Annotated in this window: 20 protein-coding genes, 7 tRNA genes and 1 pseudogene; 7 read left to right on the top strand and 21 right to left on the bottom strand. The window is 56.8% G+C overall.

The window, feature by feature from the left end:
- The first annotated feature begins 9 nt into the window (after positions 1-9).
- The 4 genes from galT to gpmA all read left to right on the top strand — a co-directional run bounded on the left by galT (position 10) and on the right by gpmA (position 4,287).
- Complete coding sequence (gene galT, locus ACQUTP_RS10865) at positions 10-1,056, top strand: galactose-1-phosphate uridylyltransferase (RefSeq protein WP_004886023.1); 1,047 nt, start codon at positions 10-12, stop codon at positions 1,054-1,056.
- 2 nt (positions 1,057-1,058) lie between these two features.
- Positions 1,059-2,207: a galactokinase gene (gene galK, locus ACQUTP_RS10860; RefSeq protein ID WP_023319997.1), complete on the top strand. Its 1,149-nt coding sequence runs from the start codon at positions 1,059-1,061 to the stop codon at positions 2,205-2,207.
- Positions 2,201-3,244: a galactose-1-epimerase gene (gene galM, locus ACQUTP_RS10855; RefSeq protein ID WP_032455735.1), complete on the top strand. Its 1,044-nt coding sequence runs from the start codon at positions 2,201-2,203 to the stop codon at positions 3,242-3,244. Before galK ends, galM begins: the two co-directional genes overlap by 7 nt.
- Positions 3,245-3,534: 290 nt before the next feature.
- Positions 3,535-4,287, top strand: a complete 753-nt coding sequence (gpmA, locus tag ACQUTP_RS10850; protein WP_002895089.1) for a 2,3-diphosphoglycerate-dependent phosphoglycerate mutase — start codon at positions 3,535-3,537, stop codon at positions 4,285-4,287.
- 72 nt (positions 4,288-4,359) lie between these two features.
- On the opposite strand, the gene aroG is transcribed toward gpmA, so the two are convergent.
- Positions 4,360-5,412, bottom strand: coding sequence for a 3-deoxy-7-phosphoheptulonate synthase AroG (gene aroG / locus ACQUTP_RS10845; protein WP_023319995.1), 1,053 nt, complete (start codon positions 5,410-5,412; stop codon positions 4,360-4,362).
- Between the two features lie 316 nt (positions 5,413-5,728).
- Between aroG and ACQUTP_RS10840 the strand changes: the two genes are divergently transcribed.
- Together ACQUTP_RS10840 and zitB are read left to right on the top strand one after the other, a co-directional pair.
- The gene (locus tag ACQUTP_RS10840; RefSeq protein ID WP_004886014.1) at positions 5,729-6,106 is read left to right on the top strand and encodes a YbgS-like family protein; all 378 of its coding nucleotides are present in this window, start codon (positions 5,729-5,731) and stop codon (positions 6,104-6,106) included.
- 118 nt (positions 6,107-6,224) lie between these two features.
- Positions 6,225-7,169 (top strand): CDF family zinc transporter ZitB, encoded by a 945-nt coding sequence (gene zitB / locus ACQUTP_RS10835; RefSeq protein ID WP_004886012.1) that lies wholly within the window; start codon positions 6,225-6,227, stop codon positions 7,167-7,169.
- On the opposite strand, the gene pnuC is transcribed toward zitB, so the two are convergent.
- Together pnuC and nadA are read right to left on the bottom strand one after the other, a co-directional pair.
- On the bottom strand, positions 7,166-7,885 hold the full coding sequence (gene pnuC, locus ACQUTP_RS10830; RefSeq protein WP_004151689.1) for a nicotinamide riboside transporter PnuC: 720 nt from the start codon (positions 7,883-7,885) through the stop codon (positions 7,166-7,168). The genes zitB and pnuC overlap by 4 nt on opposite strands.
- A gap of 35 nt (positions 7,886-7,920) precedes the next feature.
- Positions 7,921-8,964, bottom strand: a complete 1,044-nt coding sequence (gene nadA / locus ACQUTP_RS10825) for a quinolinate synthase NadA (protein WP_004886008.1) — start codon at positions 8,962-8,964, stop codon at positions 7,921-7,923.
- Positions 8,965-9,033: 69 nt separating this feature from the next.
- On the opposite strand from nadA, the pseudogene ACQUTP_RS10820 reads away from it, so the two are divergent.
- Positions 9,034-9,196: pseudogene (locus tag ACQUTP_RS10820) on the top strand (hypothetical protein).
- Between the two features lie 59 nt (positions 9,197-9,255).
- Here the strand turns inward: ACQUTP_RS10820 and ACQUTP_RS10815 are convergent.
- The 18 genes from ACQUTP_RS10815 to cydA all read right to left on the bottom strand — a co-directional run bounded on the left by ACQUTP_RS10815 (position 9,256) and on the right by cydA (position 19,460).
- A tRNA-Lys gene (locus ACQUTP_RS10815) sits at positions 9,256-9,331 on the bottom strand.
- Between the two features lie 134 nt (positions 9,332-9,465).
- Positions 9,466-9,541 (bottom strand) — tRNA-Lys (locus ACQUTP_RS10810).
- A gap of 147 nt (positions 9,542-9,688) precedes the next feature.
- Positions 9,689-9,764: transfer RNA gene (locus ACQUTP_RS10805), tRNA-Lys, on the bottom strand.
- 3 nt (positions 9,765-9,767) lie between these two features.
- Positions 9,768-9,843 (bottom strand) — tRNA-Val (locus tag ACQUTP_RS10800).
- 52 nt (positions 9,844-9,895) lie between these two features.
- Positions 9,896-9,971 (bottom strand) — tRNA-Lys (locus ACQUTP_RS10795).
- A gap of 2 nt (positions 9,972-9,973) precedes the next feature.
- A tRNA-Val gene (locus ACQUTP_RS10790) sits at positions 9,974-10,049 on the bottom strand.
- A gap of 125 nt (positions 10,050-10,174) precedes the next feature.
- Positions 10,175-10,250: transfer RNA gene (locus ACQUTP_RS10785), tRNA-Lys, on the bottom strand.
- 161 nt (positions 10,251-10,411) lie between these two features.
- The gene (gene cpoB, locus ACQUTP_RS10780; RefSeq protein WP_004886003.1) at positions 10,412-11,206 is read right to left on the bottom strand and encodes a cell division protein CpoB; all 795 of its coding nucleotides are present in this window, start codon (positions 11,204-11,206) and stop codon (positions 10,412-10,414) included.
- Between the two features lie 9 nt (positions 11,207-11,215).
- The gene (pal, locus tag ACQUTP_RS10775) at positions 11,216-11,740 is read right to left on the bottom strand and encodes a peptidoglycan-associated lipoprotein Pal (RefSeq protein ID WP_002895068.1); all 525 of its coding nucleotides are present in this window, start codon (positions 11,738-11,740) and stop codon (positions 11,216-11,218) included.
- Between the two features lie 34 nt (positions 11,741-11,774).
- Positions 11,775-13,067: a Tol-Pal system beta propeller repeat protein TolB gene (gene tolB, locus ACQUTP_RS10770; protein WP_004885999.1), complete on the bottom strand. Its 1,293-nt coding sequence runs from the start codon at positions 13,065-13,067 to the stop codon at positions 11,775-11,777.
- A 132-nt stretch (positions 13,068-13,199) separates the two neighbouring features.
- Entirely contained in the window at positions 13,200-14,540 is a 1,341-nt protein-coding gene (tolA, locus tag ACQUTP_RS10765) for a cell envelope integrity protein TolA (RefSeq protein WP_004885996.1), read from the bottom strand.
- Between the two features lie 99 nt (positions 14,541-14,639).
- Positions 14,640-15,068 carry a colicin uptake protein TolR gene (gene tolR, locus ACQUTP_RS10760; RefSeq protein WP_002895061.1) on the bottom strand — a complete coding sequence of 143 codons (429 nt, stop codon included), beginning with the start codon at positions 15,066-15,068 and terminating at the stop codon, positions 14,640-14,642.
- 3 nt (positions 15,069-15,071) lie between these two features.
- The gene (gene tolQ, locus ACQUTP_RS10755) at positions 15,072-15,764 is read right to left on the bottom strand and encodes a Tol-Pal system protein TolQ (protein ID WP_004152221.1); all 693 of its coding nucleotides are present in this window, start codon (positions 15,762-15,764) and stop codon (positions 15,072-15,074) included.
- Complete coding sequence (ybgC, locus tag ACQUTP_RS10750) at positions 15,761-16,165, bottom strand: tol-pal system-associated acyl-CoA thioesterase (RefSeq protein WP_002895056.1); 405 nt, start codon at positions 16,163-16,165, stop codon at positions 15,761-15,763. The genes tolQ and ybgC overlap by 4 nt, the downstream gene beginning before the upstream one ends.
- A gap of 149 nt (positions 16,166-16,314) precedes the next feature.
- Positions 16,315-16,605, bottom strand: coding sequence for a cyd operon protein YbgE (gene ybgE, locus ACQUTP_RS10745; RefSeq protein WP_002895053.1), 291 nt, complete (start codon positions 16,603-16,605; stop codon positions 16,315-16,317).
- Positions 16,605-16,721 carry a cytochrome bd-I oxidase subunit CydX gene (gene cydX, locus ACQUTP_RS10740; protein ID WP_002895051.1) on the bottom strand — a complete coding sequence of 39 codons (117 nt, stop codon included), beginning with the start codon at positions 16,719-16,721 and terminating at the stop codon, positions 16,605-16,607. Before cydX ends, ybgE begins: the two co-directional genes overlap by 1 nt.
- Positions 16,722-16,736: 15 nt before the next feature.
- Positions 16,737-17,876, bottom strand: a complete 1,140-nt coding sequence (gene cydB / locus ACQUTP_RS10735; RefSeq protein WP_004885993.1) for a cytochrome d ubiquinol oxidase subunit II — start codon at positions 17,874-17,876, stop codon at positions 16,737-16,739.
- A 15-nt stretch (positions 17,877-17,891) separates the two neighbouring features.
- Positions 17,892-19,460: a cytochrome ubiquinol oxidase subunit I gene (gene cydA / locus ACQUTP_RS10730; protein WP_032455734.1), complete on the bottom strand. Its 1,569-nt coding sequence runs from the start codon at positions 19,458-19,460 to the stop codon at positions 17,892-17,894.
- Positions 19,461-19,569 lie beyond the last annotated feature (109 nt).

Genomic DNA, 19,569 nt, shown 5'->3' with positions numbered 1-19,569 from the left:
GGAACCTTCATGAGCGTATTTAACCCCGTTGACCATCCGCATCGTCGTTATAACCCGTTAACCGGGCAGTGGATTCTGGTTTCTCCGCATCGCGCCAAGCGCCCCTGGCAGGGGGCGCAGGAAACGCCGGCAAAACAGACCTTGCCGGCCCACGATCCGGACTGTTTCCTGTGCCCGGGCAACACCCGGGTCACCGGCGACACGAATCCGAATTACACCGGTACCTACGTGTTTACCAACGACTTTGCGGCCCTGATGACCGACACCCCGGACGCCCCGGAGAGTGACGATCCGCTGATGCGCTGTCAGAGCGCGCGAGGCACCAGTCGGGTGATCTGCTTCTCGCCAGACCACAGCAAAACGCTGCCGGAACTGAGCCTTGAAGCGCTGGAAGGCGTGGTTAAAGCGTGGCAGGAACAGACCGCGGACCTCGGGAAAAGCTACCCGTGGGTCCAGGTCTTTGAAAATAAAGGGGCAGCGATGGGCTGCTCCAACCCGCACCCGCATGGTCAGGTGTGGGCCAATAGCTTCCTGCCCAATGAAGCGGAACGGGAAGACCGTCTGCAGAAAGAATATTACGCCAGCCAGGGCCAGCCAATGCTGCTGGACTATGCCCGGCGCGAACTGGCCGACGGCAGCCGCACCGTGGTCGACACCGAGCACTGGCTGGCGGTCGTGCCCTACTGGGCCGCGTGGCCGTTTGAAACGCTGCTGCTGCCGAAAGCGCCCGTGCAGCGTATTACCGATCTCACCGACGCCCAGCGTAGCGATCTGGCGCTGGCGTTGAAAAAGCTGACCAGCCGTTACGACAACCTGTTCCAGTGCTCATTCCCCTACTCCATGGGCTGGCACGGCGCGCCGTTTAACGACGAAAACCATAATCACTGGCAGCTCCACGCCCACTTTTATCCGCCGCTGCTGCGATCCGCGACGGTCCGCAAGTTTATGGTTGGCTACGAAATGCTGGCCGAAACGCAGCGCGATCTGACCGCCGAGCAAGCTGCTGAACGACTGCGCGCCGTCAGCGACGTCCATTTTCGTGAATCCGGAGTGTAATGATGAGTCTGAAAGAGAAAACCCAAACCCTGTTTGCTGAGGCCTTCGGTTACCCGGCCAGCCATGTCATTCAGGCGCCAGGCCGCGTCAACCTGATCGGCGAGCATACCGATTACAACGACGGCTTTGTGCTGCCCTGCGCTATCGACTACCAGACGGTGATCAGCTGTGCGCCGCGCGACGATCGTACCGTGCGGGTGATTGCCGCCGATTACGACAATCAGAGCGATGAATTCTCTCTCGACGCGCCGATTATCAGCCACGACACCCAGCAGTGGTCGAACTATGTCCGCGGCGTGGTGAAGCATCTGCAGCAGCGGAACAGCCACTTCGGCGGCGCGGATCTGGTGATCAGCGGCAATGTGCCGCAGGGCGCGGGCTTAAGCTCCTCAGCCTCGCTGGAGGTCGCCGTCGGCACCGTGTTCCAGCAGCTGTATCATCTGCCGCTGGACGGCGCGCAAATCGCCCTCAACGGCCAGGAGGCGGAAAACCAGTTCGTCGGCTGCAACTGCGGGATCATGGATCAGCTGATTTCGGCGCTGGGCAAAAAAGACCATGCGCTGCTGATCGACTGCCGTTCTCTGGGCACCAAAGCCGTCTCGATGCCGAAAGGCGTGGCGGTGGTGATCATCAACAGCAACTTTAAGCGCACCCTCGTCGGCAGCGAGTACAACACCCGTCGTGAACAGTGCGAGACCGGCGCGCGCTTCTTCCAGCAGCCCGCTCTGCGCGATGTCACCCTTGAGCAATTCAACGCCGTTGCCCATGAGCTGGATCCGGTGGTCGCGAAGCGGGTACGCCATGTGCTGACGGAGAATGCCCGCACCGTAGAAGCTGCCAGCGCCCTCGAAAAAGGCGACCTGAAGCGGATGGGCGAGCTGATGGCCGAATCCCACGCCTCGATGCGCGATGATTTCGAGATCACCGTCCCGCAGATCGACACCCTGGTGGAGATCGTCAAGGCGACAATCGGCGATAAAGGCGGCGTGCGCATGACCGGCGGCGGCTTTGGCGGCTGCGTGGTAGCGCTGGTCCCGGAAGATCTGGTCGATACCGTGCAGCAGGCCGTTGCCAACGAGTATGAAGCGAAAACCGGAATTAAAGAGACGTTCTATGTCTGCAAACCGTCACAGGGGGCTGGCCAATGGTAACGCAAACCACCGCGCTGGCGCCGGACGGCCAGCCCTGGCAGCAGGTGACCCTGCGCAATAAGGCGGGGATGACCGTCACCGTGGCGGACTGGGGCGCGACGCTGCTCAGCGCCGAGGTGCCGCTGGCCGATGGCAGCCTGCGCCGCCCGCTGCTGGGATGCGCCAGGCTGGAAGACTATACCCGCCAGGCCGCGTTTCTTGGCGCCTCGGTAGGCCGCTACGCCAACCGCATCGGCAATAGCCGCTTCCCGCTTGACGGCCAGCTCGTCAACGTTACGCCGTCAAACGACGCGGGCCACCAGCTCCACGGCGGCCCGGAAGGGTTTGATAAACGTCGCTGGCGCATCGTCCGCGCCGACGAGCAGGAAGTGCTGTTCGCTCTGACCTCGCCAGATGGCGATCAAGGCTTTCCCGGCACGCTGCAGGCCACCGCGCACTATCGTCTGACCGACGATAACCGCATCGCGATTACCTATCGCGCCACCGTGGATAAACCCTGCCCGGTGAACATGACCAATCACGTCTATTTCAACCTCGACGGTGAACAGCGCGACGTGCGCCAGCACCAGTTGCAGATCCTCGCCCAGAGGTATCTGCCGGTGGAAAGCGACGGTATCCCGGGTGGTGAACTCAAAGATGTTGCTAACACCAGCTTTGATTTCCGCCAGCCGAAAACCATCGCCGCCGACTTCCTCGCCGACGCCGATCAGCAAAAGGTGAAAGGATACGATCATGCCTTCCTGCTGGACGCCGGAGGCGACGCCAGTCAGCCTGCGGCGCAGGTCTGGTCGCAGGACGGTAAGCTGCAGATGACGGTCTATACCTCCGCTCCGGCGCTGCAGTTTTACTCCGGCAACTATCTCGGCGGCACCCCGTCGCAGACGACAGAGCCCTACGCCGACTGGCAGGGGCTGGCGCTGGAAAGCGAATTCCTCCCGGATTCGCCGAATCATCCGGAATGGCCGCAGCCGGACTGTGTGTTACGTCCGGGCCAGGAGTACGTCAGCCTGACGGAATATCAGTTTATCGCCCGTTAATAGCCAGCGCCCTCCGCCGGGGGCGCTGCTTTTCGTCCCCGCCCTCCTCTCTGGCGCCTCTTTTTTCAGCAACCTGCTCTATTTTCCGTCACCAAAGGGCAAAAAAATAACCTGTGTTTTACAAGCACCTTACACTGAGCCACTATTTTCGCTATGGTTAGGGATAAGCATTGCCGTGAGCCAAATCACGGCAATATAATGAGAATAGTTATCAATCAATAACACATACACCAACATATTCAGCGCACCGTTCGCGGCGCGAGGGATGGCGTGTAGAGAGGAGTAAGAGAATGGCTGTAACTAAGCTGGTACTGGTTCGTCATGGCGAAAGCCAGTGGAACAACGAAAACCGCTTCACCGGTTGGTACGACGTTGATCTGTCCGAGAAAGGCGTTAGCGAAGCGAAAGCGGCAGGTAAACTGCTGAAGGCTGAAGGCTTCAGCTTTGATTTTGCTTATACCTCCGTGCTGAAACGTGCCATCCATACCCTGTGGAATGTACTGGACGAACTGGATCAGGCCTGGCTGCCGGTTGAGAAATCCTGGAAGCTGAACGAGCGTCATTACGGCGCGCTGCAGGGCCTGAACAAAGCGGAAACCGCTGAGAAATACGGTGACGAGCAGGTTAAACAGTGGCGTCGTGGCTTCGCTGTCACTCCGCCGGAGCTGACCAAAGACGACGAGCGCTACCCGGGCCACGACCCGCGCTATGCAAAACTGACCGACGCGGAACTGCCGACCACTGAAAGCCTGGCGCTGACCATCGACCGCGTCGTGCCTTACTGGAACGAAACCATTCTGCCGCGCCTGAAAAGCGGTGAGCGCGTGATCATCGCCGCTCACGGTAACTCCCTGCGCGCGCTGGTGAAATACCTCGACAACATGGGCGAAGACGAGATCCTCGAACTGAATATCCCGACCGGCGTACCGCTGGTGTATGAGTTCGATGAAAACTTCAAGCCGATCAAACATTACTATCTGGGCAATGCGGAAGAGATCGCGGCGAAAGCTGCTGCCGTCGCCAACCAGGGTAAAGCGAAGTAATTTCCCCGGTCAAAACAAAAAAGCGTGGAAATCTCCACGCTTTTTTTATGACCTGCGCTAACGCAGAGTAGCTTAGCCGCGACGGGTTTTCACTGCTTCCGCCAGCTGACGCAGGATCGTGTCGGTATCCTCCCAGCCGATGCAGGCGTCGGTGACGCTCTTGCCGTAGGTCAGCGTTTCACCACTCTCGAGGCTCTGGTTGCCTTCCACCAGATGGCTTTCAATCATCACGCCCATAATGGCGCGCTCGCCGCCGGCAATCTGCTGGCATACGTCGGCGCCCACTTCCATCTGCTTCTTGAACTGCTTGCTGGAGTTGGCATGGCTGAAGTCGATCATCACCTGGGCCGGAAGACCCGCTTTCGCCAGACCGATTTTCACTTCCGCCACGTGCTTCGCGCTGTAGTTCGGCTCTTTGCCGCCGCGCAGAATAATATGGCAGTCGCCGTTGCCGCTGGTATTAACGATAGCGGAGTGGCCCCACTTGGTGACCGACAGGAAACAGTGCGGCGCGCCGGCGGCGTTAATCGCGTCGATAGCCACCTTGATGGTGCCATCGGTACCATTCTTAAAGCCCACCGGGCAGGAGAGCCCCGAGGCGAGCTCGCGGTGAACCTGAGATTCGGTGGTACGCGCCCCAATGGCGCCCCAGCTCATCAGATCGGCGACATACTGCGGGGTGATCATATCGAGGAATTCCCCCGCCGCCGGCAGACCGCTGTCGTTAATGTCCAGCAGCAGTTTGCGCGCAATGCGCAACCCGTCGTTGATGCGGAAGCTGTTATCCATATGGGGATCGTTGATAAGCCCTTTCCAGCCGACGGTGGTGCGCGGTTTCTCAAAATAGACGCGCATGACGATCTCGAGCTCGCCCTTCAACGCCTCGCGCAGGGTCAGCAGACGGGAAGCGTACTCTTTCGCCGCCGCCGGGTCGTGAATAGAACAAGGCCCAATCACCACCAGCAGGCGGTCATCATCGCCTTTGAGGATCTGGTGGATCGCTTTGCGAGCATGTGCAACGGTGTTTGCAGCATTTTCGGTAGCAGGGAATTTTTCCAGGAGCGCAACGGGAGGTAATAATTCGTTGATCTCTTTAATGCGTAAATCGTCGTTCTGATAATTCATCTTCTTTCCAGCGTTGCCATACTTATTCAATGAAATGCAATCCCTCCAATCTATCTCTTCGCTGAAATAGTGTAAACGTGATTTTACAGTAGTGATGGAATAATCCTGGAAATAGGCAAAAATACGCCATAAAGTAGCGAAAGCAGGCTCATGAACTACAATATTTAACTGTTAAAGCTAATTAAGTCTTACGTTTCAGGATTATATAGTGACACTGCGATCGTCTGCGGAGTCTTAAACCATAGCGAGTCAGATCCCTGGCACACTTACCGCTGGAGGCGTTTTTTACCGCTTCCCGACCCAACAGGAGTATCCGATGAATATGAAAAAACTGACGACCCTTTTGCTCACCGCCACCTTAAGTCTTGCCAGCGGCGCGGCCCTGGCGGCAGACACCGGCGCCCAGTCCAACAATGGCCAGGCCAACTCTTCCGCTGATGCCGGCCAGGTGGCGCCGGATGCCCGTGAAAACGTGGCGCCGAATAACGTGGATAATAGCCAAATTAACTCTGGCTCTGGCGGCACCATGCTTCATCCTGACGGCTCGACGATGAGCCAGGACAATATGTCGAGCGATGAGGTACATAAAAACTCGATGTGTAAAGACGGCCGCTGTCCGGATACCGGTAAGAAACTGGACAACGGCGACAGCATAAACCATGACAACAGCAAAACCGACGGCACCACCCAGTAATTGATGCGGTGAGTGCGAACAGAGAAAAGGCGAGCTGGGCTCGCCTTTTCTCTGTTTGTTATCGTTCTCTGTTTATGCTGTCATAGCGTGATAATGATAACTATCAAGGGACGACACCATGGCGCACTCGCATTCGCACTCCCCTGCCCAGGCTCCGGATAACGGCAACGCCCGCCGGCTGCTTTGGGCGTTCATCGTCACCGCCGGTTTTATGCTGATAGAAGCCATCGGCGGCGCGATCTCCGGCTCGCTGGCCCTGCTGGCGGATGCCGGCCATATGCTCACCGACTCCGCCGCCCTGCTGTTTGCGCTGCTGGCGGTTCGCTTCGCCAGCCGTCCCCCGAACGCCCGCCATACTTTTGGCTGGCTGCGTTTGACCACCCTGGCGGCGTTTCTCAATGCCATTGCTCTGGTGGTGATCACCATGCTGATTGTCTGGGAGGCCATTCAGCGCTTCCAGCATCCGCAGCCGGTTGCCGGGGTGACGATGATGGTCATTGCAGTCGCCGGTCTGCTAGCCAACGTGCTGGCGTTTTGGATCCTACATCGTGGCAGCGAAGAGCGGAATCTCAACGTGCGCGCCGCGGCGCTACACGTGCTCGGCGATCTGCTGGGTTCGGTTGGCGCGATTGTGGCCGCCGTGGTGATCCTCACCACCGGCTGGACGCCTGTCGATCCGATCCTTTCCGTGCTGGTTTCCTGCCTGGTGCTACGTAGCGCATGGCGGCTGCTGAAGGAGAGTCTGAATGAGCTGCTGGAAGGCGCGCCGCGTTCGCTGGATGTGGCGGCCCTACAGCGGGATATCCGCCGCTCTATCCCGGAGGTGCGCGATGTTCACCACGTTCACGTCTGGCTGGTGGGGGAAAAACCGGTGATGACGCTGCATGTGCAGGTTGTCCCGCCGCACGATCATGATGCGTTACTCAACCGCATCCTGCATTTCCTGGAACATAAATATGAAATTGAGCATGCCACGGTGCAGATGGAGTACCAGCCCTGCAGCGGCCCGGAGTGCCATCTCAACACGATGCACGCCGGGCACGATCATCACCACCATCATTAGCCAGAAAACGCGTGAGAACCTCGCTCACGCGCGCTGTTTATCCACATTCGGCTGCCGTTCAGCGCAATGAACGTCAGCAAGAGATATTCCAGCGACATAGCATAGACGCCCTGACGGGCAAAAATCACCACGCTTATGACGTTGACGATGACCCACAGCAGCCAGTTCTCAACGTATTTGCGGGTCATTAAGATCATCGCCACTACCGACAGCACCGTCATACAGGAGTCCCAGAACGGGAAGGCATCCGGCTGCAGTTCCGGCATCGTGACCTGCAAACCAAGCGCTTGCATCAGGCTGACCGCGATTCGCGTCAGGAAGGCAAAAAACGGATTGATAAACAGGGTCAGCAAGCCGATCGCCACCACGCAGGCCGCCAGCCAGCCCAGGGCTTTACTGCGTGGTAGCCAGCGGATCTGCAGCTCGGCCTCATGATTGCTGCTTTGCCGCGACCAGGCATACCAGCCGTAAACGTTAGCGGCAAAGAAGAACAGCTGCAGCAACAGGCTGGCGTACAGCTGGATCTGAAAGAAGATGATGGCGAACAGCGTGACGTTGACCAGACCGAATGCATAGTTGCTGATCTTCTCCAGGCTCGCCAGCCAGATACACAGCAGCCCGGCGATGGTCCCCACGGCCTCTATCCAGGAGAGATCGTACCCCCCGGCGCCGATGGGTATATGTACTAAAATATTCTGCGTGCTAAAAAAATCCATTTTATCCTCTCAGCGTCAGATGACGCGGCAATAGGTTATCCCCGTAGTGTAGCCGCAAAATCCAGCATCCGGTTAAGGGGAATTAATGCGCCGGTCCGCAGCGCTTCGTCGACGTGGATTTCATGTTCAGCGCCGCCCTGCTCGAGCCCCTCGGCAATGGCTTTCAGGCCGTTCATCGCCATCCACGGACAATGCGCGCAGCTGCGGCAGGTCGCCCCTTCACCAGCGGTGGGCGCTTCCAGCAGCGTTTTCTCCGGCACCGCCTGTTGCATTTTATAAAAGATACCGCGATCGGTCGCCACGATCAGCTGGCGCTGGGGCAGGCTTTTCGCCGCCGCGATCAGCTGACTGGTGGAACCTACGGCATCGGCCATCTCGACGATTGCCTGCGGCGACTCGGGATGGACCAGTACAGCAGCTTCAGGATAGAGGGCCTTCATCCGCATCAACGCCTGAGTTTTAAACTCGTCGTGCACGATGCACGCCCCCTGCCAGCAAAGCACGTCTGCGCCGGTCTGACGCTGAACGTAGCGGCCAAGATGGCGGTCCGGCGCCCAGAGGATCTTTTGACCCAGGCTGTCCAGATGATCAATGAGTTCCACGGCGATACTGGAGGTCACTACCCAGTCAGCGCGGGCCTTCACCGCGGCGGACGTATTGGCATAAACCACCACGGTGCGATCGGGATGGGCATCGCAGAAGGCGTTGAATTCCTCAATCGGACAGCCCAGATCCAGCGAACACTCGGCGTTCAGGGTCGGCATCAGAATGGTCTTTTCCGGGCTAAGGATTTTGGCGGTTTCCCCCATAAAACGCACCCCGGCGACCAGCAGCGTGGAGGCCGAATGGCGGGCGCCAAAGCGCGCCATCTCCAGCGAGTCGGCTATACAGCCGCCGGTCTCTTCCGCCAGTTGTTGAATTTCAGGATCGGTGTAGTAATGCGCCACCATCACGGCATCGCGCTCGCGCAGCAGACGCTTGATTTTCTCGCGGTAAAACTGCTTTTCGTCGACGGTCAGCGGCTGCGGTTTCGGTGGGAAGGGATAAATCGCCGTTTCAGGATCAAACATTACGCTCATCATGCAATCTCGTTTTACTGGCTTAACTCTAAGACCGTCACTATGGCCTGTCTGCGCCTTAACACGGTCATGGTGTTTTATATGCTAAACAAGATAGCGGATTACGAGCAAAAAGTCGTGATGAATTTTGTACATGAGCACCTATTCCCCGGGGACGATGCTACGCATCTTCCCGGGCTACCGGTTCGTGCCTTATGGCGTCACGGTAAGCGGCGGCAGGGGGTCATGCTGAAGTAGGATTGTGGAGAATGACGCATAGCAAAAAGGCGCCTTTAGGGCGCCTTTTTACATTGGTGGGTCGTGCAGGATTCGAACCTGCGACCAATTGATTAAAAGTCAACTGCTCTACCAACTGAGCTAACGACCCCTTGCGGGATTTTGCTACTGTAATCATTCAGGATGGTGGGTCGTGCAGGATGACTCGGCTTCGCCTCGCCCTTCGGCGCCGTTGCTGACGCAACGTTATCCTTCACTTTTCTACCAGTTACCATCATTAAAGATTGGTGGGTCGTGCAGGATTCGAACCTGCGACCAATTGATTAAAAGTCAACTGCTCTACCAACTGAGCTAACGACCCGCTCTGGTATTACCTGAATAATTTCACTCGACACCAATATTGAAATTGGTGGGTCGTGCAGGATGACTCGGCTTCACCTCGCCCTGGGGCGCCGTTGCTGACGCAACGTTATCCTTCACGTTCAACATCTGAGTTAAATGCTGAAATTGGTGGGTCGTGCAGGATTCGAACCTGCGACCAATTGATTAAAAGTCAACTGCTCTACCAACTGAGCTAACGACCCGAGTGGTGGGTGATGACGGGATCGAACCGCCGACCCCCTCCTTGTAAGGGAGGTGCTCTCCCAGCTGAGCTAATCACCCGAAACTGCGCTGGATACTACTGATACTGCCTCCACCGACCCCATCATTATAATGGTGGGTCGTGCAGGATTCGAACCTGCGACCAATTGATTAAAAGTCAACTGCTCTACCAACTGAGCTAACGACCCGGTGGTGGGTGATGACGGGATCGAACCGCCGACCCCCTCCTTGTAAGGGAGGTGCTCTCCCAGCTGAGCTAATCACCCGATACTACGCTGGATACTGCTAATTGGTGGGTCGTGCAGGATGACTCGGCTTTGCCTCGCCCTATGGGCCGTTGCTGTCGCAACGTTATCCTTCACGTTTTACTATCGCGTTCCACCAGAACGATTGGTGGGTCGTGCAGGATTCGAACCTGCGACCAATTGATTAAAAGTCAACTGCTCTACCAACTGAGCTAACGACCCACTCTGGCGTCGCTTTGGGCTTGTTTGATATCCCTTGGCAACGGCGGCATATATTACTGATTTCAGAATTCAGCGCAACTAAAATTTCGATAAAGATCACTTAACTGCTGGCGATTCAGGCGACAAGACCAGAAATGATGCGATTTCTGGTCATGCCGTAATCAACCAAGGGCATTAAGTCGTTTTTGCGCTTGTTTCGCACCGTCGGTGCCGGGGAATTTGTTGATCACCTGCTGGTAAACCGCTTTCGCTTTCGCGGTATCACCTTTGTCCTGCATGATCACACCGACCTTAAACATGGCGTCTGGCGCTTTTGGCGATTTCGGGTAGTTCTTCACCACCGAGGCGAAGTAAAACGCCGCATCGTCTTTTTTCCCCTTATTGTAGTTCAACTGTCCGAGCCAATAGTTGGCGTTCGGCTGATAAGTCGAATCCGGGTACTTTTTAACGAAGTTCTGGAACGCCGCCATGGCGTCATCCTGGCGTGAAGCATCCTTCACCAGGGCAATGGCCGCATTGTAATCGGTGTTCGCATCGCCGGTCATCGCCGGAGCGCCTGAAGAGGCCGCTGGCGCTGCGCTGGTAGCAGCCGCGCTCTGATCGCCGGAAGACGACGTCTGGGCGCCAGCCGCTGCTGCGCCACCCCCGCTCGTCAGCCCGTCAATCTGCAGCAGAATCTGCTTTTGACGCTCAACGATCTGATTCAGCTGATACTGGTTCTCCTGGATCTGACCACGGAGAGAATCAATGTCAGTCTGGTTATCAGAGAGTTGTTGCTGGAGTTGGGTTAAAAGCTGGCTGTGAGCATTGGAAATACGCTCAAGTTGAGTGACACGGTCTTCGACCGAGCCTGAGCCGACACTACTGATTGGCGCCTGAGCAAAAGCGGCCCAGGGGGCCGCTATGCCAACCAGTAACGACAGACTCAATAAATGATGTCTGAAGTTACTGCTCATGCAATTCTCTTAGTAAACCAGTACGGCGCGACGGTTTTTGGCATATGCCGCTTCGTCATGACCCAGTACTGCTGGTTTTTCTTTACCGTAAGAAACGATGGAGATCTGATCGGCAGAAACACCTTTGCCCTGCAGATACATCTTAACGGCGTTAGCACGACGCTCACCCAGCGCGATGTTGTATTCCGGCGTACCGCGCTCATCCGCGTGACCTTCTACAGTCACTTTGTAGGACGGGTTGCTGCGCAGGAAGTTAGCGTGCGCGTCCAGCATGGCAGCGAAGTCAGAACGGATATCGTACTTGTCCAGATCGAAGTAAACGATGTTGTTCTGCTGCAGCTGCTGCATCTGCAGACGAGCTTGCTCTTCAGAAGACATGTTGCCGCCGTTACCGTTAGCGTCCATACCAGTGCCGGCACCCAGCATGCCTTCACCGCTCTGGTCGTTGCTGGCGTTCTTGTTAGAAGAACATGCCGCGATTGCCATAACCGGCAGAGCGATCATCAGCCCTTTCAGCACTTTGTTCAGTTGCATTTCTTTGATTCCTTTAATAATCAATTATTTATTATCACAGATACGGCGACCAGGCAGGTGATTTTACCTGTCCATCAGTTGCCGGAAGACGCGCTTTGAAACGCCCATCTGTAGAAACCAGATTCAGCACGGATCCCATCCCCTGAGAAGAGCTGTAGATTACCATAGTGCCGTTAGGTGCCAGACTTGGCGTTTCGTCTAAAAACGTTGATGACAGAACCTGTACACCACCCGCTTCCAGATCTTGTTTGGCAATGTGCTGCTGGCCGCCGGCCGAGCTGACCATTACCATCGTTTTACCATCCGCGCTCACGTCAGCGTCCTGGTTCTGCGAACCTTCCCAGGTGATACGCTGCGGCGTGCCGCCATTAATATTGACTTTATACACCTGCGGACGACCGGCCTGGTCAGAGGTGAAGGCCAGGTTCTGGCTGTCCGGGAACCAGCTTGGTTCGGTGTTGTTGCTGCGACCGTTGGTCACCTGACGAATCTGACCCGAGCCCAGATCCATCACGTACAGGTTCAGGCTACCGGTTTTCGACAGCGCGAAAGCCAGTTTAGAGCCATCCGGCGAGAACGCCGGCGCGCCGTTGTGCTGCGGGAAGGAGGCAATCTGACGCACTGCGCCGTTCGCCAGGGTCTGCACCACCAGCGCAGAACGACCGCTTTCGAAGGTTACGTAAGCCAGTTTTGAACCGTCCGGAGACCAGGCCGGGGACATCAGCGGCTGGGAGGAGCGGTGAACCACGAACTGGTTGTAGCCATCATAATCGGAGACACGCAGCTCATACGGGAACTGACCGCCGTTGGTCTGCACCACGTAGGCGATACGGGTACGGAAGGCGCCTTTAATACCAGTCAGCTTTTCAAATACCGCATCGCTGGCAGTGTGCGCTGCATAGCGCAGGTACTGCTTAGTGACTTTGAAAGAGCCTTGCGCCAGCGTTGTGCCCGGCGCACCGCCGGTATCCACCAGCTGATACGCGACCTGATAAGAACCATCCGGGTTTGACGTCACCTGACCGACGACCACGGCGTCAATACCCAGCGCAGACCAGGCTGCAGGCTGCACTTCCTGGGGACTGGTCGGCTGCTGCGGCAGACGCGAGCGATCCAGCGGGTTGAATTTACCGCTGTTGCGCAGGTCAGCTGCCACGATACCGCCAACATCTTCCGGCGCAGCGCCCTGGCCGGCCCACTGGAACGGTACCACGCCGATGGGGCGCGCCGAGTCCACCCCCTGGGTGATCTCGATACGTACTTCTGCGTGCAGCACCGCCGCCCACAGCATTAAAAAACCAAATGCTACTCGTAATGCCTGCTTCATCATATCTCCCTTATCCGGGCGGAAAGCCCACGATAATTTAGCAGAATGTTAACAAACTCAAATACACAAAACTACCAAAACCCATGACCGCCCTATTTTCTTTCCCCCCGCTAACGCGGGGAGAAAAAGCGCTTAAGGTTTGAAGTCCAGTGGCGCATTTTTGAACGTTTCATAAACAGCCTGCGACGGCGGTTTAGGGAATTTGCTCATCCGACTGGTAGCCGCCAGCATTTGCTGGCAGAAAGCCGGATCGCCGCCTTCCGATTTCACACTCAACAACGTTCCATCCTGAGCCAGGTTTACGCGCAACGTACATACTTTACCCTTGTACGTATCCCAGTCATAGAGATGTCCTTTAATCGCGGCCTGCACCTGCGAAATATAGCTGGCAATCTCCGCCTGAGATGCACCGCCCTGCCCCGGTTTACTTCCTTTAGCAGGTGAAGAGCCACCTGTGCTACCGCTGGTGCTACCTTTCGGCGCATTCTTACCAGAGCTCAGATCGCCGAGCAGGTCGTCAACGCCGTCCGCTTCTTTCGCTGCAGCAGCTTTCTTCGCTGCCGCGGCTTTTGCTGCTGCCGCTTTGGCCGCTTTATCAGCCGCCGCCTTCTCAGCAGCTGCCGCTTTGGCTGCCGCTGCTTTTTCAGCTGCGGCGGCTTTCTCGGCGGCGGCCTTCTCCGCGGCCGCTTTTTGCGCGGCCGCTTTCTCAGCTGCTTTTTCGGCGGCTTTTTCTGCAGCCGCTTTTTCAGCCGCTGCCTGTTTAGCCGCTTCCTGCTGGGCCTTCTTCTCCGCTTCCTGTTGCGCTTTCTTCGCCGCTGCCGCTTCTGCTTTCTTCTGCGCCTCTGCCGCGGCTTTCGCCGCTTCGGCTTCCGCCTGTTTCTTCGCATCGGCCGCTGCTTTCGCGGCGGCGGCTTCGGCCTGTTTCTTCGCGTCAGCAGCCGCTTTCGCTGCCGCCAGTTCAGCCGCTTTCGCCTGGGCATCCGCCTTCGCTTTCGCCTCGGCGGCCGCTTTGGCCGCTGCTTCCTGCGCTTCTTTAGCCTGCGCATCCGCTTTGGCTTTCGCCGCCGCGGCAGCCTTGGCTGCGGCTTCCTCAGCCTGCTTCTGTTGTTCCTTCGCTTCTTTCGCCGCTTCCTGCGCCTGCAGCCGCTCCTGTTCGAGCTGTTTCAGCCGTTCCTGTTCCGCCGCCTGCTTCTCACGTAACTCTTCCGCCTGCTGCTGCGCCTGTTTTTCGCGCTGTTCAGCGGCGCGACGTGCGCTGGCCTGCTGCTGTTGCTGACGGTTATAGTTATTTACCACCGCCCCCGGATCGACCATGACGGCATCAATCGACGATCCCCCGCCGCCGCCGGCAGAGGCATCCAGATGCTCGTCAAACGAACTCCAGATCAGCAGCGCGATCAGTATGATGTGCAGCGCGACTGAAATGATGATCGCTCGTTTAAGCTTGTCGTTTTGTTCGGTTGCCTTTGACACTATCGGTTCCCAAAAACTGTTCGCCTGTACCCGCGATGCGCACCGACGGCGAGCGATACTCGCCGCCGAACGCCGCGCGGACGCACCTACCTGAAGCGATTAAATAGGTTTGGTCATCAAGCCGACCGATTTAACCCCTGCACTATGCAACAGGTTCAGCGCTTTAATAATTTCATCGTAAGGGACGTCTTTCGCACCGCCGATCAGGAATACCGTTTTCTCATTGGCTTCAAGACGACGCTTCGCTTCGGCAATCACCTGCTCCGGCGGCAGCTGGGACAGCGTCTCCTGCCCCACTTTCACGCTGTACTGCCCTACCCCGGAGACTTCCACAATCACCGGCGGATCGTCATTGCTTTTCACCGCTTGCGATTCCGTGGCGTCCGGCAGATCGACTTCCACGCTCTGCGTAATGATCGGCGCCGTTGCCATAAAGATCAGCAACAGCACCAGCAGGACATCCAGCAGCGGAACGATGTTGATCTCGGACTTCAGTTCGCGACGTCCGCGTCCACGTGCTCTGGCCATGGCTTACCCCTTATTGCTTTCGCTGGTGGTAAAAGCCTGACGGTGCAGAATGGCGGTGAACTCTTCCATAAAGTTGTCGTAATTCAGTTCAAGCTTGTTCACGCGCTGGTTCAGGCGGTTATACGCCATGACCGCCGGGATAGCAGCGAACAGACCGATCGCCGTGGCGATCAGCGCTTCGGCGATACCCGGCGCCACCATCTGCAGAGTGGCCTGCTTCACCGCGCCAAGAGCGATAAAGGCGTGCATGATTCCCCAAACGGTACCGAAGAGACCGATATACGGGCTGATGGAGCCTACGGTGCCGAGGAACGGAATATGGGTCTCCAGCGTTTCCAGCTCGCGGTTCATCGAAATACGCATCGCGCGCGATGCCCCTTCGACGATCGCCTCCGGCGCATGGCTGTTGGCCCGATGCAAGCGCGCAAACTCTTTGAAGCCGCTGTAGAAGATCTGCTCCGAACCGGTCAGATTATCGCGACGCCCCTGGCTTTCCTGATACAAACGGGACAGTTCAATCCCGGACCAGAATTTGTCCTCGAACGCTTCAGCTTCGCGCGCGGCCGAGTTAAGGATACGCGTTCTCTGAATAATAATAGCCCAGGAAGCGATAGAAAAACCAATCAAAATCAACATGATAAGTTTAACCAGAAGGCTCGCCTTCAGGAACAAATCAAGGATATTCATGTCAGTCACTGCTTAAACTCCGCGACAATAGACTTGGGAAGCGCACGTGGCTTCATTAAGAGTGGATCAACGCACACAATGAGAACCTCAGCTTCGTTTAACACTGTATTCTCGGCGTTGACGATTCGCTGCGTGAAAACCAAAGAGGTGCCGCGCATCGAGGTAATTTCCGTCTGGACTTCGAGCATGTCGTCGAGTCTGGCGGGGGCAAAATACTCCAGCGTCATTTTGCGAACCACGAAGGCAACGCGTTCAGCCAACAGAACCTGTTGACTAAAGTGATGGTGGCGCAGCATCTCTGTGCGTGCTCTTTCATAAAAAGCGACGTAACTGGCGTGGTAAACCACACCACCGGCGTCGGTATCTTCGTAGTAGACCCGAACCGGCCATCGAAACAGCGTTGTATTCACTTTACATCCCGGTAATGCAAAAAAAGGTTAGAGCTTTCAAACTTCGCTACTATACGCGCGGGAAAGATGGTTTGGAATGGGGGAAAGTAAACGGGGCGTAAATTTTTATGGGCTTATGCAAGCCCATAGCATTAACAGAGATCTCTTATTCAAAAGAAGAAAAAGAAGAGACCTAAAGCGAGCACGATATCAGCGATAAGCGGACAAAAAATCCCCTGCCAGTGAACGGCACGCGGGCGGAAGCCTACGCCGTGAATAACGCCGCTGCAAACTGCCCACATCAGCAAGAAACCATGCCAGATTTCCAGCTCGCTGGTCTTCGCGGCAAAGCGCGACGGATCCCAGAAGATGCAGCCTGCCAGCAGCAGCGCCATCAATAAGGAAAGCGCCCGGAGCGGGCGCTTGTCCATTATCGCGTACAGAGTAGCGATAAATTTCATCAGATTTCTTCTTTCTTCCCGGCTTTGGTGGCTTCCACGTGCTCAAGCGCCAGCGCGGTAATCACCCCAAAGGCACAGGCAAGAAGCGTTCCCAAAATCCATGCGAAGTACCACATATATAGCTCCTTACCTTAGTACAGCGAGTGGGTGTTCTTTTCGATGTCTTCGCGCGTGATGCGGCCAAACATTTTCCAGTAACACCAGCTGGTGTAGCCCAGAATGATCGGCACGAAGACAATCGCCACGTAGGTCATCAGATTCAGCGTCCGCTGGCTGGAGGTCGCGTCCCACATCGTCAGGCTGGCGTTCAGCATAGTGCTGGACGGCATGATGAACGGGAACATCGCGATACCGGCAGTCAGAATGATGCAGGCCAGGGTCAGCGAGGAGAACAAGAATGCCCAGGCGCCTTTATCCGCTTTGGTCGAAACGACGGTCAGCAGCGGCAGCACCACGCCCAGGGCAGGGATCGCCCACAGCGCTGGCATATTGTTAAAGTTCACCATCCACGCACCAGCTTCACGCACCACTTCTTTGGTCAGCGGATTAGACGGGCCGGTATGGTCAATCACCGATTTCACCACATAGCCGTCGATACCGTAGTAGACCCACACGCCCGCCAGCGCGAAGCAGACCAGCGTCACCAGCGCCGCCACCGTGGAGACGGTGCGGGTGCGCAGGTGCAGTTCGCCTACGGTACGCATCTGCAGGTAGGTCGCGCCCTGGGTCAGGATCATCGCCACGCTGACGATACCGGCCAGCAGACCAAACGGGTTCAGCAGCTGGAAGAAATTACCGGTATAGAAGAGACGCAGGTATTCGTCGACATGGAACGGCACGCCCTGCAGCAGGTTGCCGAAGGCCACGCCAATCACCAGCGGCGGCACGAAGCTGCCGATGAAGATGCCCCAGTCCCACATGTTGCGCCAGCGGGTGTCCTCGATCTTGGAACGGTAGTCGAAACCGACCGGACGGAAGAACAACGAGGCCAGCACCAGAATCATCGCCACATAGAAACCGGAGAACGCCGCGGCGTAGACCATCGGCCAGGCAGCGAACAGCGCGCCGCCGGCGGTGATCAGCCACACCTGGTTACCGTCCCAGTGCGGGGCGATGGCGTTGATCATAATCCGACGCTCGGTGTCGTTACGGCCGAGGAAGCGGGTGAGCATGCCCACCCCCATGTCGAACCCGTCGGCGACGGCGAAGCCAATCAGCAGGATGCCAATCAGCAGCCACCAGATAAAACGCAATACTTCATAATCGATCATTTGACGACTCCTGTCTTAGCGTGCCGACTGAATAGCCGCAGAGGACTGTTCAAAGTGATAGCGGCCGGTTTTCAGGCTGCTAGGTCCTTTGCGGGCAAACTTGAACATCAGGAACAGTTCAGCCACCAGGAACAGCGTGTACAGGCCGCAGATCAGCAACATAGAGAAGATCAGATCGCCCGCGGTCAGCGACGAGTTGGCCACCGCCGTCGGCAGGACTTCACCAATCGCCCACGGCTGACGGCCGTATTCGGCAACAAACCAGCCCGACTCCACGGCAATCCATGGCAGCGGCAAGCCATAGAACGCGGCGCGCAGCAGCCATTTTTTCTCGCCGATACGGTTACGGATCACGCTCCAGAAGGAGGCGCCGATAATCAACAGCATCAGGATGCCGCACGCCACCATGATACGGAAGGCGAAGTACAGCGGTGCGACGCTTGGAATAGAGTCTTTGGTCGCTTTGGCGATCTGCTCTTCCGTGGCGTCAGCGACGTTCGGGGTATAGCGTTTCAGCAGCAGACCATAGCCAAGATCTTTCTTCACGTTATTGAACTGGTCGCGAACGGACTGGTCGGTGGAACCGGCGCGCAGTTGCTCCAGCAGCGCATAGGCCTTCATGCCGTTACGGATACGCTCTTCGTGCTGAACCATCAGATCCTTCAGACCGATAACCGGCTTATCCACCGAGCGGGTGGCAATGATGCCCAGCGCGTAAGGGATCTGGATGGCGAAGTGGTTGGTTTGCGCATTCTGATCGGGAATACCAAACAGGGTAAAGGCCGCCGGCGCAGGCTGGGTTTCCCACTCTGCTTCGATAGCCGCCAGTTTGGTTTTCTGCACGTCGCCCATTTCGTAACCAGATTCGTCACCCAGCACAATAACGGAGAGGATCGCTGCCATACCGAAGCTGGCTGCGATGGCGAAGGAGCGCTTAGCAAAGGCAAAGTCACGGCCTTTCAGCATGTACCAGGAGCTGATAGCCAGGATGAACATCGCACCGGTGACATAGCCAGACGCCACGGTGTGAACGAATTTCACCTGAGCAACCGGGTTGAGCACCAGTTCGGAGAAGCTAACCATCTCCATACGCATGGTTTCAAAGTTGAAGTCCGATGCGATAGGGTTCTGCATCCAGCCGTTTGCGACGAGGATCCACAGCGCGGAGAGGTTGGAGCCCAGTGCGACCAGCCAGGTGACGGCCATGTGCTGAACTTTACCCAGACGATCCCAACCGAAGAAGAACAGACCTACAAAGGTGGATTCGAGGAAGAAGGCCATCAGACCTTCAATGGCCAGCGGCGCACCGAAGATATCCCCCACGTAGTGTGAGTAATACGACCAGTTAGTCCCGAACTGGAACTCCATGGTCAGACCGGTCGCCACACCCAGCGCGAAGTTGATACCAAACAACTTGCCCCAGAATTTGGTCATATCTTTATAAATCTGTTTGCCGGAAAGGACGTAGACCGTTTCCATGATGGCCAGCAGGAACGCCATACCGAGCGTCAGTGGCACAAACAGGAAGTGGTACATCGCGGTCAAGGCAAACTGTAAGCGCGACAGTTCGACTATATCTAACATCATGACTCCTTGCTCATCGCATGAAGACTCCGAAAATGAACCGAGAAGCTCTGGCTCATACGCATGCCCCAATACAAATTTTTATTTGTCGCCCGCCCGGAGCGGGTTT

Source organism: Klebsiella sp. 2-CIP_Kleb. (assembly GCF_050378715.1).
Classification (GTDB): domain Bacteria; phylum Pseudomonadota; class Gammaproteobacteria; order Enterobacterales; family Enterobacteriaceae; genus Klebsiella; species Klebsiella quasipneumoniae.
The sequence above is the reverse complement of the archived record's forward strand: the minus strand, read 5'-3'. Positions and strand labels throughout refer to the sequence as shown.

Coding starts and splice junctions, on each gene's coding strand:
- galT (WP_004886023.1), top strand. CDS start 10: ATGAGCGTATTTAACCCCGTTGACCATCCGCATCGTCGTTATAACCCG.
- galK (WP_023319997.1), top strand. CDS start 1,059: ATGAGTCTGAAAGAGAAAACCCAAACCCTGTTTGCTGAGGCCTTCGGT.
- galM (WP_032455735.1), top strand. CDS start 2,201: ATGGTAACGCAAACCACCGCGCTGGCGCCGGACGGCCAGCCCTGGCAG.
- gpmA (WP_002895089.1), top strand. CDS start 3,535: ATGGCTGTAACTAAGCTGGTACTGGTTCGTCATGGCGAAAGCCAGTGG.
- aroG (WP_023319995.1), bottom strand. CDS start 5,412: ATGAATTATCAGAACGACGATTTACGCATTAAAGAGATCAACGAATTA.
- ACQUTP_RS10840 (WP_004886014.1), top strand. CDS start 5,729: ATGAATATGAAAAAACTGACGACCCTTTTGCTCACCGCCACCTTAAGT.
- zitB (WP_004886012.1), top strand. CDS start 6,225: ATGGCGCACTCGCATTCGCACTCCCCTGCCCAGGCTCCGGATAACGGC.
- pnuC (WP_004151689.1), bottom strand. CDS start 7,885: ATGGATTTTTTTAGCACGCAGAATATTTTAGTACATATACCCATCGGC.
- nadA (WP_004886008.1), bottom strand. CDS start 8,964: ATGAGCGTAATGTTTGATCCTGAAACGGCGATTTATCCCTTCCCACCG.
- cpoB (WP_004886003.1), bottom strand. CDS start 11,206: ATGAGCAGTAACTTCAGACATCATTTATTGAGTCTGTCGTTACTGGTT.
- pal (WP_002895068.1), bottom strand. CDS start 11,740: ATGCAACTGAACAAAGTGCTGAAAGGGCTGATGATCGCTCTGCCGGTT.
- tolB (WP_004885999.1), bottom strand. CDS start 13,067: ATGAAGCAGGCATTACGAGTAGCATTTGGTTTTTTAATGCTGTGGGCG.
- tolR (WP_002895061.1), bottom strand. CDS start 15,068: ATGGCCAGAGCACGTGGACGCGGACGTCGCGAACTGAAGTCCGAGATC.
- ybgE (WP_002895053.1), bottom strand. CDS start 16,605: ATGAAATTTATCGCTACTCTGTACGCGATAATGGACAAGCGCCCGCTC.
- cydX (WP_002895051.1), bottom strand. CDS start 16,721: ATGTGGTACTTCGCATGGATTTTGGGAACGCTTCTTGCCTGTGCCTTT.
- cydB (WP_004885993.1), bottom strand. CDS start 17,876: ATGATCGATTATGAAGTATTGCGTTTTATCTGGTGGCTGCTGATTGGC.
- cydA (WP_032455734.1), bottom strand. CDS start 19,460: ATGTTAGATATAGTCGAACTGTCGCGCTTACAGTTTGCCTTGACCGCG.